The 12,517-nt window shown below is 63.2% G+C and carries 13 protein-coding genes; 5 read left to right on the top strand and 8 right to left on the bottom strand.

The genetic code is table 11. The annotated features are described in order from the left end of the window. Together phnH and phnG are read right to left on the bottom strand one after the other, a co-directional pair. Window positions 1-612, bottom strand: a complete 612-nt coding sequence (gene phnH, locus FJ941_RS03395; RefSeq protein WP_140503062.1) for a phosphonate C-P lyase system protein PhnH — start codon at window positions 610-612, stop codon at window positions 1-3. Next, window positions 612-1,073 carry a phosphonate C-P lyase system protein PhnG gene (gene phnG / locus FJ941_RS03390; RefSeq protein ID WP_140503060.1) on the bottom strand — a complete coding sequence of 154 codons (462 nt, stop codon included), beginning with the start codon at window positions 1,071-1,073 and terminating at the stop codon, window positions 612-614. The genes phnH and phnG overlap by 1 nt, the downstream gene beginning before the upstream one ends. A 112-nt stretch (window positions 1,074-1,185) precedes the next feature. Between phnG and phnF the strand changes: the two genes are divergently transcribed. Beyond that, window positions 1,186-1,932 (top strand): phosphonate metabolism transcriptional regulator PhnF, encoded by a 747-nt coding sequence (phnF, locus tag FJ941_RS03385; RefSeq protein ID WP_140503059.1) that lies wholly within the window; start codon window positions 1,186-1,188, stop codon window positions 1,930-1,932. Window positions 1,933-1,940: 8 nt separating this feature from the next. On the opposite strand, the gene FJ941_RS03380 is transcribed toward phnF, so the two are convergent. From FJ941_RS03380 to FJ941_RS03355, 6 genes are all read right to left on the bottom strand, one after another. Next, complete coding sequence (locus FJ941_RS03380) at window positions 1,941-2,957, bottom strand: zinc-binding alcohol dehydrogenase family protein (RefSeq protein ID WP_140503057.1); 1,017 nt, start codon at window positions 2,955-2,957, stop codon at window positions 1,941-1,943. Between the two features lie 77 nt (window positions 2,958-3,034). Then, on the bottom strand, window positions 3,035-4,003 hold the full coding sequence (locus FJ941_RS03375) for an ABC transporter permease (RefSeq protein ID WP_140503055.1): 969 nt from the start codon (window positions 4,001-4,003) through the stop codon (window positions 3,035-3,037). Then, window positions 4,000-5,553 carry a sugar ABC transporter ATP-binding protein gene (locus FJ941_RS03370; protein ID WP_140503053.1) on the bottom strand — a complete coding sequence of 518 codons (1,554 nt, stop codon included), beginning with the start codon at window positions 5,551-5,553 and terminating at the stop codon, window positions 4,000-4,002. The genes FJ941_RS03375 and FJ941_RS03370 overlap by 4 nt, the downstream gene beginning before the upstream one ends. Before the next feature lie 157 nt (window positions 5,554-5,710). Continuing rightward, window positions 5,711-6,703, bottom strand: coding sequence for an ABC transporter substrate-binding protein (locus tag FJ941_RS03365; RefSeq protein ID WP_027144669.1), 993 nt, complete (start codon window positions 6,701-6,703; stop codon window positions 5,711-5,713). A 339-nt stretch (window positions 6,704-7,042) separates the two neighbouring features. Beyond that, on the bottom strand, window positions 7,043-8,041 hold the full coding sequence (locus tag FJ941_RS03360; protein ID WP_140503052.1) for an aldo/keto reductase: 999 nt from the start codon (window positions 8,039-8,041) through the stop codon (window positions 7,043-7,045). 61 nt (window positions 8,042-8,102) lie between these two features. After that, window positions 8,103-9,608: an altronate dehydratase family protein gene (locus FJ941_RS03355; RefSeq protein WP_140503050.1), complete on the bottom strand. Its 1,506-nt coding sequence runs from the start codon at window positions 9,606-9,608 to the stop codon at window positions 8,103-8,105. A gap of 245 nt (window positions 9,609-9,853) precedes the next feature. On the opposite strand from FJ941_RS03355, the gene FJ941_RS03350 reads away from it, so the two are divergent. The 4 genes from FJ941_RS03350 (at window position 9,854) to FJ941_RS03335 (ending at window position 12,432) form a co-directional block, all read left to right on the top strand. Further along, window positions 9,854-10,756 (top strand): GntR family transcriptional regulator, encoded by a 903-nt coding sequence (locus FJ941_RS03350; RefSeq protein WP_140503048.1) that lies wholly within the window; start codon window positions 9,854-9,856, stop codon window positions 10,754-10,756. A 120-nt stretch (window positions 10,757-10,876) separates the two neighbouring features. After that, complete coding sequence (locus FJ941_RS03345; protein WP_140503046.1) at window positions 10,877-11,233, top strand: DUF2946 family protein; 357 nt, start codon at window positions 10,877-10,879, stop codon at window positions 11,231-11,233. Window positions 11,234-11,329: 96 nt separating this feature from the next. Beyond that, window positions 11,330-11,872, top strand: coding sequence for a copper chaperone PCu(A)C (locus FJ941_RS03340; protein WP_140503044.1), 543 nt, complete (start codon window positions 11,330-11,332; stop codon window positions 11,870-11,872). Window positions 11,873-11,913: 41 nt separating this feature from the next. After that, complete coding sequence (locus tag FJ941_RS03335; RefSeq protein ID WP_140503043.1) at window positions 11,914-12,432, top strand: YcnI family protein; 519 nt, start codon at window positions 11,914-11,916, stop codon at window positions 12,430-12,432. Window positions 12,433-12,517 lie beyond the last annotated feature (85 nt).

The following is a 12,517-nucleotide window of genomic DNA, read 5'->3' as shown; positions in this document are numbered from 1 at the left end:
TCAAGCCTCCATAGTCTTGATGCGCGTCGTGCGCGGCAGGCAGGCTATGCCGTCCGATGTGGCGAGGATGATGTCGACGCCGCGCGGAAAGCGCCTGATATTCTGCTTCCACTGCTCGACGAAATGGCGCGGCATCCGTGCCGGCGCGATCGTGACGCTGGTTTCGATGCCCGGGCCTTCCAGCAACAGCGGGGTCCCTGAAGTGAGATCTCCGACCTGGAGGATCAGCGTCGTTGATCGGTCGGGATAATCCTGCGTGCCCTGCGAAAAACCGTCGAGCGCCATCATCTCGGCCGGCGTGGCGACAAACGCGAAATGCGCGTCGGCCGGCGTGTTGGCCAGCGGCGCGCCGGTGTGGAAACCAAGCCAGGACCCGATCGCCGCGGAGGCATGCAGGGCAGGGTCGAGCCAGAGCGGCGTGTCGTTGTCGCACAGCGCCAGTGCTACGGCGCCCGATGTGGCCGAGAGCGGAGCCGGTGGGCGGGCCAGTGCCGATAGGGGCTGAAAGCTGCCCGGCCGCGCCATGGCATCCATGACGGCCCGGAACACCGTCTGGGCGTTGAAGACCGGATCGGCGAAACCGCCCTCGATCGATTGCGCAGCGATATCCATCAATCTTCTCCGCGAACCATGGTGAAGAAATCCACCTTCGTTGCCGCCGTCTCGGCGCGGCGTTTTTCGTGGGCAGCGGTCAGAGCCGAGCGCAAGGGCACAATGAGCCTGGTCTCGACCTCGGTGCGGCGGGCAGGGTCCTGCCAGAGCGCGTCGGCGATGGCTGCCAGCTTCGCCTTCTGCTTGTCGCGGCCAAGCGTGTAGCAATGGCCGACCTGCCCGGATGGCAGCCGGACAGTGGCACGAGTGACGGTCGCCTCGCCGACATTGAAGGGCGCGCCTCCGCCGCCGATGCGGCCACGCAGCGTGACCAGGCCCGTCTCGGGACCGCGCAGAAGCTCGGCTTGCGAAGGCAGGCCGGACTCGTTCCAGAGCCGCACGATGTCGTCGCCGCTCGATTGCGCCAAGGTGGCCATGGCGGCCTTGCGCTCGGCCTGGTCGCGGGCTTCCTGTCCTCGCATCGCCAATTTCCTCTCCGCTGGATTTGTCTATTGATATAGACAACTATACAAATTATACATATTACCTAGCGCGAGTCCATGACGGGTGCGTGACAGGCCGGGAGGCAAAAACATGACCGGGCAAGCGGCCGATACCATCGAGCGGCGCAGCGGCGTCTCACTTTGGCGCCAGATCGCCGACAGGATCTTGCAAGCGATTGCCATTGGCGATTTCGCCGAAAATGCCGCACTGCCGCCCGAGGTCGCGCTGGCGGAGCGCTACGGCGTCAATCGTCACACCGTGCGTAGCGCCATATCGGCCCTCGTACAGGAGGGCGTATTGCGGGCCGAACAGGGGCGCGGCACGTTCGTCTTGTCGCGCAAGCGGCTGTCCTATCCGATCGGCGCGCGCACGCGCTTCTCTGCGGGGCTGCAGGGGCAGACCTCGGAACGGCACATCGTGCTGCTTGCTTTCTCGGTCGAGCCTGCCAGCCAGCGCGTTGCCGAGGGGCTTGGCCTTGCCCGGGGTGCCGAGGTAATCCGGCTGGAAACGCGCGGCGAGGCCGACGGACGGCCGGTGTCGCGCGCTGCTGCATGGTTCGAGGCGAAGCGCTTTGCCGGCATCGACAAGGCGATCGCGCAAACCGGTTCGATCACCGCGTCGCTCGCTCGTTTCGGTATCGACGACTATCTCAGGCAATCGACCTCGCTGTCCGCGCGCCATGCGGACGCCGCCGATCTCGCCGATCTCGATCTGCAGCCGGGCGCCATCGTGCTGGTGACAGTGGCCGTCAACGTCACGCCCGACGGCCAGCCAATCCAGTTTTCCGAATCGCGTTTTCCGGCCGAGCGAGTGGAGCTGAAGCTCTCGGCGCTATAACGCCCCGGCTATCCGATCTCGATCACGGCCTTTATCAGGCCCGACTTCTCGTGTGCCCAGCGTGCGAGATCCCCTGGCGTATCGGCCAGCGTGGTGCGGTGGGTGACGAGCTTGGCCAGCGGCACAGCACCATTGCGGATCGAGGCGGCGACATGATCGAAGTCGGCGCGCAACGCATTGCGGCTGCCGACCAATGTCATTTCGCGCTTGTGGAATTCAGGATCGGAAAAGACGATGTCGTCCTTGACGACACTGACCAGCACCAGCGTGCCGCCATGCGCGACATGGGCGAAGGCCGATTGCACCGACCGGGTGTTGCCGGTGGCGTCGAAGACCACGTCGAAGCCTTCGCCGCCGGTCGCATCACGCACCAGATCGGACACGGGTGCTTGCGAGCCGTCGAGAATCGAAAAGCCGAGCTCACTCGCCGCGAAGACCAGTCTTTCGGAGCTCATGTCGAGAAGTGTCACCTCGAGCCCGGCAATGCGTGCGAAGATGGCGGTGCCAAGCCCGATCGGGCCGGCGCCGATGACTAGCGTGCGTGCACCGGGCTCGGAACGCGCGCGGCGCACGGCATGCGCGCCGATGGCCAGGAATTCGACGGCGGCGGCGTCGGCGAGCGACAGACCATTTGTGGGATAGAGATTCTCAGCCGGCACCAGGATCTGTTCGCACATGGCGCCGTCGCGATGCACGCCGAGCACTTCGATCCTGACACAGCAATTTGGTTTGCCATGCCGGCAGGCGATGCATTTGCCGCAGGAGAGATACGGGTTGATGATGACCGGTTCGCCGACCGCAAGCCCGACTCCTTCGCCGACTTCGACGACGGTGCCAGACACCTCATGGCCCATGATGCGGGGGTAGGCGAGGAACGGATGCTTGCCCTCGAAGATATGGTAGTCGGTGCCGCAGATGCCGACATGGCTGACCGCCACCAGTGCCCAGCCGGGAGGCGGCGAGCCGGGAGCCGGACGGTCTTCCAGAATGAGTTCGCCGGGCGAGCGGCAGACGACGGCTTTCATGTTTCAGTCCATTTTGGGTTTACGAAAACGCCGGCCCGTTTTGATACCGGGCCGGAGATCGTTTTTCGGCTCGTTGACTACTTGCCGCCGCGGCGGCGCAGGCCGTCGAAATAGACAATGACGATGATCAGCACGCCGGTGATGACACGCTGCCAGAAGGCGTTGACGTTGAGCAGGTTGGCGCCGTTATTGATGGTGGCGAGAATGAAGGCGCCGAGCAGCGGCCCGTGCACCGAGCCGACCGCGCCGAACAGGGAGGTGCCGCCGATCACCGACGAGGCGATCGCCTGTAATTCCCAGCCTTCGGCCTGCGTCGGATTGCCGATGCCGATGCGCGAAGCCAAGAGCACGCCGACGAAGGCCGCGCAGAGACCCGACAGCGTGTAGGCCATGAAGATGGTGCGCTGGACGTTGACGCCGGACAGGCGCGAGGCCTCGGCGTTCGACCCGACCGAGAACAGGTACCGGCCCCAGCGGCTGTGATGCAGGAAGATATAGGCGGGTATGCCGACCAGCAGGACCATCCAGAACAGATTGGGAACGCCGAGGAAGGAGTTGCGCGAGAATTCCTGGAAAGCATCATTGTTGATCGAAATCGAATTGCCGTTGGTCATCAAGAGGCCAATGCCGCGCAGCGACGTCAGGGTCGCCAGCGTGATGATGAAGGGCGGCAGGCCCATCTTGACGATGCCAAAACCATGGAAGAGGCCGATGGCGACGCCGACCAGCAAGGTGAGCAGGATGGCGAGGAAGACCGGGACGCCGGCATTGATCAGCATCGCGGCGATGACGGTTGCGAAGCCGACCACCGCGCCGACGGACAGATCGATGCCGCCGGTGATGATGACGAAGGTCTGGCCGACAGCCAAAATGGCGATCATCGAACCCTGACGCAGCAGGTTCGAGATGTTGTTGGCCGACGCGAAGCTCGATGTGGACAACGACAGGATGACCCACAGCAGCACCAGCAGCGCCAGCAGCGTCAGTCCGAACAGGGCGTTGTAATTGCGCTTCGGTTTTTCGGCAGGAATCGCCTCGGTGCTCATGTCTTTCCTCCCAGCTTTTCTTGTTTCTCGGCGAGCGCCTGTGTGAGAATGTCCTCGTGATCGGCGGTGTGGAACCCGTGCGTGGCCACCAGCTTGCCGCGGCGGAACACGTGCAGCGTGTCGGCCAGTTCATAGACCTCCGGCAAATAGGACGAGATCAGGATGATGCCGGCGCCCTTCGACAAGAGCGCGCTGAACAGGCGGTAGATTTCGGCCTTGGTGCCGACATCGACGCCAACCGTCGGCTCGTCGAAGATGAACAGCTTGGCACCGTGCGCCAGCCATTTGCCGATAACGATCTTCTGCTGGTTGCCGCCGGATAGGCTGGAAGCCAACGCATGGCGCGTCGGAGTCTTGATCCTGAGGCCAGCAATCTGGCGGTCGGCCTCGGCCTTCTCTTTCGCGTTCGAGATCAACAAATTGCTGGAGATGCGCTTGTAGATCGGCAGGTTGAGGTTGAGGCCAACCGGCAAATTGAGGCAGAGACCCTGGTCGCGGCGGCTTTCCGGCGCCAGCGCCATGCCGAGCTTGATCGCGTCATGCTCGGAGTTGATTTGGACATCCTTGCCTTCCCACAGGACCTGGCCGGCCGACTTCTTGTGCCGGCCGTAGAGCGTGGTGACGAATTCGCTGCGCCCGGCGCCGATCAGGCCGTAGAGCCCGACGATCTCGCCGGCACGGACCGTCATCGACACGTTTTCGAAGCCCTTGCCCGAGAGGTTCCTGGCCTCGATGATCGCCGCACCGGGAGTGAAATGCTCCTTGTGGTAGATTTGTTCGATCGAGCGGTTGATCATCAGCTTGACGAGTTCTGCATCGTTGGTCTCGCTGATGTTCCTGGTGCCGACCAGCGTGCCGTCGCGCAGCACCGAAACACGATCGGCGAGCTCGAACACTTCCTCCATGCGGTGGCTGATATAGATGATCGTCACGCCCTCGGTCTTCAGGCGGCGGATCAAGGTGAAGAGCTGGTCGGCCTCCTTGCGGGTCAGGTAGGCGGTCGGCTCGTCGAAGATCAGGAATTTGGTGCCACGCACGGTGGCGCGGGCGGCGGCGATCAACTGCTGCTGGCCGATGGTCAGATCGCCCAATGTGACATGCGCCGGCAAGTCGAAGCCGAGATCATCGATGATCTTCTGCGCTTCCTTGACCATGGCGCGCTGCTGCAGGATGCCGAAGCGCGAATTCTCCTCGCCGAGGAACATGTTGGCGGCGACCGTGAGGTGACGGCAGAGCACGACTTCCTGGTGGACGGCGTTGATGCCGAGCGCCATCGCCTCATGCGGGGTCGCCAGTGCAGCCGGTTGACCCTCCCAGATCACTTCTCCGGAGGTGCGCGGCATGACGCCGGTCAAAAGCTTGATGAGCGTGGATTTGCCGGCGCCGTTCTCGCCGACGATGGCGTGGATCTCGCTTGCCTTGAAGGCAAGGTCCACCGGCTTCAAGGCATGAGTGCCGGGATAACGCTTTTCCAGCCCACGCAATTCGAGGATGGTCCTGCCGGGCTCCAGCGCGGGAGCCGGATGCAGTTCGTGCGCCGTCGGCGTCATGGCGATCCTCCCAGATTGGCCCCGCGGCTGGCACCTGGCGAGGCTGTGATCGTCTTTTCAAACAGCCTAGCCGAAGCCGGCCGATTGCCAAGCCGCTCGTGGCGGCGGATGTTTCCGGGGCGCGACGCCCCGGAAACGGTTTTTGAACACTGGCTGCTCAGAGCTTCGGATTGAGCAGCGCGTCGATCTTGGGATCCTTCATGTTGTCCTTGGTCACGAGATTGGCACCGGTGTCGACATTTGCCTCCACCTTCTCGCCCTTCGAAGCGGCGAGCGCCGTCTTGATGCCGTCATAGCCCATCCGGTACGGATCCTGGACGACGAGGCCCGAAATGACGCCGTCATTGAGGAACTTGATCAGCTTCTCGTCGCTGTCGAAGCCGATCAGTCCGACCTTGCCGGCAAGTTTGTTCTCGGCGATCGCCTGGCCGACGCCTTGCGCCATGATCAGGTTTGACGCGAAGATGCCCTTCAGGTCCGGATTGGCGGTGATCAGGTCGGTCGCGATGTTGAGGCCGGTGGTGGCCTGGCCGTCGGCGTATTTGTCGGCGATCAGTTCGAGGCCGGGATATTTGGCCTTGAGCTGTTCCTTGAAGCCTTGCGCGCGCTGTTCGAGCGAGCCAGCGCCAGGGAGCGCCGTGATAAGCGCAACCTTGCCTTCGACCTTGCCGCCGTTGGCGGCGCCGATCGCGGCGGCGAGACCGTCAGCGGCGACGCGGCCGCCCTGGACGTTGTCGGTGGTCAGGAACGAGGTGAAGGCCTTGGAGTCGGCGCCGGAGTCGATGCCGATGACCTTGACCTTGGCCGCGGCCTCGTCGATCGGCTTGCCGAGCGCCTTGGCTTCGGTCGGCGCGATGACGACGGCGGCCGGGTTGCCGGCGACGGCGTTCTCGAGGATCGAGATCTGGCCGTTGACGTCGGTCTCAGCCTGGGCGCCGAGTTCCGGCACATTGACGCCGAGATCCTTGCCAGCCTTGCGGGCGCCGGCCAGGACGATCTGCCAGTAGAAGGACGTGGTATCCTTGACGATGATCGGAATGGTCACGTCCGCCGCCGAAACCGGTGCGGTATGCATGACGCCGGTGAGCATCGAGGCTGCCGCCAGGGCCATGACGGCGCGGCGGTTGAGAATGCTGGTCACGAATTTCATAGGATCCTCCCTAAGTCGCCTGGTGAAACGTTACGGAAGCCCGGTTCGGATAGGCGTTGCCCAAACAGAACTTTATCAATAAAAAACAGTTGCACTGTTTTGATAGTCCATCGATCCAGCCGATGCAAGCGGTGTTTCCGGCCAACTCTCCCGTAGGCCTGACAACGACTCCTACCGGCGTCGGCTCCTCTCCAGTCTTGGTCGGGCGCTTCCGTTTCCGTTCTGAGGGAGTATGGAATATTAATTCCATACTCCAGTCAATATGGAATGTTCATTCTTCCAGATCGCGATATTGTGAAGCCCGCCCGCGACCCTGTGGACATCGCGAAAGTGCGGGCTTCAAGGCAGTTCCTGCACCACGGTGTAGGGACGATACTTGGCATATTCTGTCTCCGGCACGTCGATATCGAGCAATTCGAGGTTGCGCGTCAGGTTCGCCAATTTTGCGGTGCCGGTCAGCACGGTGGCGACTGTTGGCTCGTGCAAAGGAAACTGGAACGCGGCCGCCGCCAGCGGATAACCGCCTTCACCGGCGATCTTCTCCATGGCGTCGACACGACCGAGCACATCGTGGCTGGCGGGTGCGTAGTCGAAATGCGCGCCTTGCACCGGCCCGGTCGCCAATATGCCCGAGTTGAAAACACCACCGATCACCAGCGAGGTCTGTTGCGCGCGGCACAGCGGCAGCAGTTCGGCTTCCGCGCTGCGGTCGAGCAAGGAATAACGGCTGGCGAGCAGGGTGCAGTCGAGCGGCGCCCGGCGCATGACTTCGAGGCAGATCTGGACTTCGTTGACGCCGAGCCCATAGGCCGAAATCGTGCCGGCCCGCTTCAGCTCTTCGAGCGCCTTGAGCCCGCCGTCCATCAGCTGGCGAAAGTGCAGTTTGGTCTTCTCGACTCCGTGCGTGTAGACGCCGATGTCGTGCACATACAGGATGTCTATCCTGTTTAGCCCAAGGCGCGCATAGCTGAAGTCGACCGACCGCATGATACCGTCATAGGAATAGTCGTAGTCCAGCGCGAAGGGCAGCGGATCGACATAGGAGTGGTCGGGAACCTGGTCTTCCGGCACCGGGCGGAACAGGCGGCCGACCTTGGTCGACAGCACGTAGGAATCACGCGGCTTGTAGCGCAGAAAGTCGCCGAAGCGACGCTCCGACAGGCCGAAACCGTAGAAGGGCGCGGTATCGAAATAACGCAAGCCGGCTTCCCACGCGCCCTGCAATGTTTCCATAGCCGCTTCACGCGAACAGGCCCGGTATAGACCGCCGATCGCGGCGCCGCCGAAACTGACTTCGGTCACCTCCAGCGCTGTCTGGCCGATACGGCGTTTTTTCATCCACAACCTCCCTATTCCCGGCCACTTGTGCGGCCGGGCAGTCTACCAGATATCAGTCGAATTAGAGCGTTGCGCCGAGATGCCAGGGCACGAACTCGTTGTCGCCGTAGCCGAAATCCTCGCTTTTGGTCTTGCGGCCCGAAGCCGTCTCGACGATCAGTTCGAAGATCTCGCGGCCCATGCCGGCAATGGTCTTTTCGCCGGAGGCGATGACGCCGCAATTGACATCCATGTCCTCTTCCATCTGGTTATACATGGTCGAGTTGGTGGCGACTTTGATCGAGGGTGTCGGCCGGCAGCCGAAGCAGGAACCGCGGCCGGTGGTGAAGACGATGACATTGGCGCCGCCCGCGACCTGTCCGGTGGCCGAGACCGGGTCGTAGCCGGGCGTGTCCATGAACACCAGCCCGTTGCCGGTGACCTTCTCTGCATAGCCGAACACGCCGTTGAGCGGCGTCTGGCCGCCCTTGGCGACCGCGCCGAGCGACTTTTCCAGGATCGTGGTGAGGCCGCCGCGCTTATTGCCGGGCGAGGGGTTGTTGTCGATCGAGGCGCCATGCTTGGCGACGTGATCTTCCCACCATTTCACGTAGCCATCGAGTTTCTTGGCGATCTCGGGGCTTGCGGCGCGGTAGGCGAGCAGGTGTTCGGCGCCGTAGATTTCCGTCGTCTCGGAAAGGATGCCGATGCCGCCGACGCCGGCCAGGATGTCGACCGCCGCGCCCAGAGCCGGGTTGGCCGTGATGCCCGACATGCCGTCGGAGCCGCCGCATTGCAGGCCGACGACGATCTCGCTGACCGGAATCGGTTCGCGTTTCAACTGGCCGACTTCCTCGGCGATCTCGGCCAGCACGCCGATCGCCTTTTCCACCGATTTGCGCGACCCGCCGGCATCCTGGATGTTGAAGTGGCGCTTGCCGGCGGCGGCACCCTTTTGGCCGTAAAGCGTGAGCTGGTTGACCTCGCAGCCGAGGCCGACCATCAGCACGCCGCCGAAGTTCGGGTGGCGGGCATAGCCGGCCAAGGTCCGATGCAGCACCATCATGCCGTCGCCGGTGGCGCTCATGCCGCAACCCTGGCCATGGACGATCGGCACGAAGCCATCAATGCCGGGATATTTCGGCAGCAAGGTCCTGTTGGCGGTGTCGGCGATCGAATGGCAGACGGTGGCCGAGCAATTGACGCTGGCGATGATGCCGATGAAGTTGCGGGTGCCGGCGCGGCCATCGGCGCGGCGATAGCCCATGAAGGTGCGGGCGCGGTCGGCCTCCGTCGCATGCTCGGCCTCGCTCGGCGGCACCACCGGCAGGCGGCCGGCCTCGAAGACCAGATTGTGCGAATGGACATGCTCGCCCGGTGCGATGTCCTGTGTGGCGCGGCCGATCGCCTGGGCGTATTTGACGACTGCTTCACCCGCGGCGATCGGCTTGATCGCCACCTTGTGGCCAGGCTCGATGACGGCGGCAGCGAGCGCGCCGCCCGGCAGCGTGGTGCCGATCTCGATACGGCCATTGGCAACGGCAACATTGTCGGCGGGGGACAGAAGAATGGTGTTCGAGACGTTCACGGGCGTTTCCTGGGTGATCCTGGGATGCGCGGATTGACACGCGCCTGTTAAGAGTTAATGTCTTTTATCGTGAAAAAACAGTTTTGCGTCAATTGTTTTTTCGCCGCAGTTCGCCCTGAGGCAAGTGGTGGTGCCGGAACAATGAACCGGACCCGGAGAAAGAGATTCCTGCTTTTCAGGGTCATTGGAACACATATTGCGCTTCAAGCCGGCCGCCGCAAGCGCGGGCATGAATGGATCAGGGGATGTCGAAGAGCAACAACGTCTATAAGGACGCCTATAACCGCTGCCTCAGGCTGCTCGACGAAACGCGCAGCCTGCCGTCGGAACCGGAGTTGGGCGCGGTGCTCGGCGTCAGCCGCACGACGGTGCGCAGCATCCTGGCGCGCATGGAAGAGACCGGACTGATCGCCTGGAACAAGCGCGCCAAGACGGTGCTGCGCGCTCCGCGTCCCGATGATTTCTTTCCCGAGGAAGAGACCGACACGCTGGCCGAGATTATCGAACGGTCGTTCATGCGCAGGCTGCTGGCCGGCGGCGCCGAGGCCGGCATGCAGATCAACGAGCTCGAACTGGCGCGCGAGATCGGCGTCGGCACCACCAGCGTGCGCGAGTTCCTGATCCGCTTCTCCCGCTTTGGCCTGATCGAAAAACGCCGCAACAGCCATTGGGTGCTGAAGGGCTTTACGCGGGCCTTCGCACTGGAACTGACCGAGATCCGCGAAATGTTCGAATTGCGCTCGGCCGCCGCCTTCACTGCGCTGCCGCAGGACAGTCCGGTCTGGGGCGATCTCGACCGGCTGGAGGGGGAACACCGCGTTCTGGCACGCGAGATCGCGACGCGCTTCAATGAGTTCTCGGAGCTGGACGAGCGCCTCCACCGGCTCATCCACCGCGCCTCGCGCAACCGCTTCATCGTCGATTTCTACGACGTCATCGCCATGATTTTCCACTACCACTACCAGTGGAACAAGGCGCAGGAACGCGAGCGCAACGAAGTCGCGATCGGCGAACATCTGGCCTATATCGAGGCACTCAAGTCGCGCGACCTCGGCAAGGTCGATGCCGCCTGCCGCAGGCATTTGAAGTCGGCACGCCAGACATTGCTGACCTCGATCCCGGAAAGCCGGTCATCCCAAAAGAGCTGATCCTGCCGTGTTGCCGCAGTGTCGATTTGGCGATTTTCGACCTGTCCCGGCCGTGGTAGGTATCGTCATCGATCGTTTGAAGAGGCAGATGGTTTGAGCCGTCGGGGGAGACAACGGTGCATGCCGGTCGCGCTTGTCGCGGCCTGTCTGCTGTTGCTCCAGTCGACACTTGGTGCGTTCGCCTTCAGCTCCGGGCCGAGTGCCGCGCCGCTCGATGCCTTCGGCAACGTCATCTGTACCCGCGACGGCGCCACCCAGCTTCCCGGCGGCGACCAGCACCCGTCACATCTGCCGGCCTGCTGCACGCTCGGCTGCAGCATGTTTTCGCCGGCCTATGCGCCGCCGCCCGATGCGGGGCTTGCGCTTGCGTCCCTTTCCTTCGAGACCGTCGCCTTCGTCTTTCCGGCGACCACCCATCTCGACTTCGCCCGCGAACGCTCCCCATCGAACCCGCGCGCGCCGCCGCTTGCGGCCTGAGCCTGCTTGCTTGCGGAACCTTTCGCGAGCGTACTCATCCAAGATCAAAACCATTCGCGACCGGCGACGGCGCGATCATCACGTCATGGAGCAACCATGTCCCATTCTTTCCGTATGTCGGCGGGCACTGTGTTCGGCCGCATCCCGCCTCGGTTCAAAGCCGATCTCGGCATTGTCACGCTGGCCTTTGCCCTGTTGTTCGTCGGCGCCCAGGCCGTCCTGGCGCATGAATTCAAGGTGGGCAATCTCGAAATCGAACACCCCTGGTCGCGCGCCACGCCGGCTGGCGCCAAGGTGGCCGGCGGCTATTTCACCGTCATCAACAAGGGCAGCGCCGCGGACCGGCTGCTGTCGATTTCCTCCGACGTCTCCGAAAAGGCCGAGCTGCATCAAATGGGCGTCAAGGACGGCGTCATGACCATGCGGCCAGTTGACGGTGGCCTGGAGATTCCGGCCGGAGGCAAGGTGGCGCTGGCGCCCGGTGGCTATCACCTGATGTTCATCGGCCTGAAGCGGCAACCCAAGCAGGGTGAAAAATTCGCCGCCACGCTGACTTTCGAGAAGGCCGGCGCCGTCAGCGTCGAGTTCGCCGTCGAGGGCATGGGTGAAATGGGCGGCATGGACGACCACGCCAATTGATCGCGCCGATCCACCATTTTTTTGAAATCAGAGGGACCATCATGATCAAGTATCTTTTGGCGGCCGGCGCGTTTCTCGTGCTGGGGACAAATGCCGCCTTGGCGCACATCACGCTCGAAACCCAGGAGGCGGCCGTCGGCTCGACCTACAAAGCTGTGCTGCGCGTGCCGCATGGCTGCGACGGCAAGGCGACGACCGCCGTGCGTGTGCAGATTCCGGAAGGGGTGATCGCGGTGAAGCCGATGCCGAAGCCCGGCTGGACACTGCAGACCAAGAAGGGCAAATATGAAAAATCCTACCAGCTCTATGGCCAGGCGGTGGCCGACGGAGTCAAGGAAGTCGACTGGAGCGGCGGCAATCTGCCGGATGAATTCTACGACGAGTTCGTCTTCCGGGCGACGCTGACGGCCGATCTGCCCGCCGGCCAGAAGCTCTACTTCCCGGTGGTGCAGGAATGCGGCGATGCCGCCGCCCGCTGGATCGAGATTCCGGCGGCCGGACAGGATGAGGACGCGCTGGAGACCCCGGCGCCAGGCATCAAGCTCACGCCGAAGAAATGATTTTCTGGCGGCGCGCCCTGTCCGCAAGGTGCGCCGCCAATTCCATGGCGGCAGCATGAACCCAACATCCCCACTCCAAAGGACC

Source organism: Mesorhizobium sp. B2-3-13 (genome assembly GCF_006442195.1).
Taxonomy (GTDB): Bacteria; Pseudomonadota; Alphaproteobacteria; order Rhizobiales; family Rhizobiaceae; genus Mesorhizobium; species Mesorhizobium salmacidum.
This window is presented reverse-complemented; position numbering and strand designations above follow the sequence as displayed.

Bases quoted from the DNA above. Each gene is read 5' to 3' on its own strand.
- phnH (WP_140503062.1), bottom strand. From the start codon at position 612: ATGGATATCGCTGCGCAATCGATCGAGGGCGGTTTCGCCGATCCGGTC.
- phnG (WP_140503060.1), bottom strand. From the start codon at position 1,073: ATGCGAGGACAGGAAGCCCGCGACCAGGCCGAGCGCAAGGCCGCCATG.
- phnF (WP_140503059.1), top strand. From the start codon at position 1,186: ATGACCGGGCAAGCGGCCGATACCATCGAGCGGCGCAGCGGCGTCTCA.
- FJ941_RS03380 (WP_140503057.1), bottom strand. From the start codon at position 2,957: ATGAAAGCCGTCGTCTGCCGCTCGCCCGGCGAACTCATTCTGGAAGAC.
- FJ941_RS03375 (WP_140503055.1), bottom strand. From the start codon at position 4,003: ATGAGCACCGAGGCGATTCCTGCCGAAAAACCGAAGCGCAATTACAAC.
- FJ941_RS03370 (WP_140503053.1), bottom strand. From the start codon at position 5,553: ATGACGCCGACGGCGCACGAACTGCATCCGGCTCCCGCGCTGGAGCCC.
- FJ941_RS03365 (WP_027144669.1), bottom strand. From the start codon at position 6,703: ATGAAATTCGTGACCAGCATTCTCAACCGCCGCGCCGTCATGGCCCTG.
- FJ941_RS03360 (WP_140503052.1), bottom strand. From the start codon at position 8,041: ATGAAAAAACGCCGTATCGGCCAGACAGCGCTGGAGGTGACCGAAGTC.
- FJ941_RS03350 (WP_140503048.1), top strand. From the start codon at position 9,854: ATGTCGAAGAGCAACAACGTCTATAAGGACGCCTATAACCGCTGCCTC.
- FJ941_RS03345 (WP_140503046.1), top strand. From the start codon at position 10,877: ATGCCGGTCGCGCTTGTCGCGGCCTGTCTGCTGTTGCTCCAGTCGACA.
- FJ941_RS03340 (WP_140503044.1), top strand. From the start codon at position 11,330: ATGTCCCATTCTTTCCGTATGTCGGCGGGCACTGTGTTCGGCCGCATC.
- FJ941_RS03335 (WP_140503043.1), top strand. From the start codon at position 11,914: ATGATCAAGTATCTTTTGGCGGCCGGCGCGTTTCTCGTGCTGGGGACA.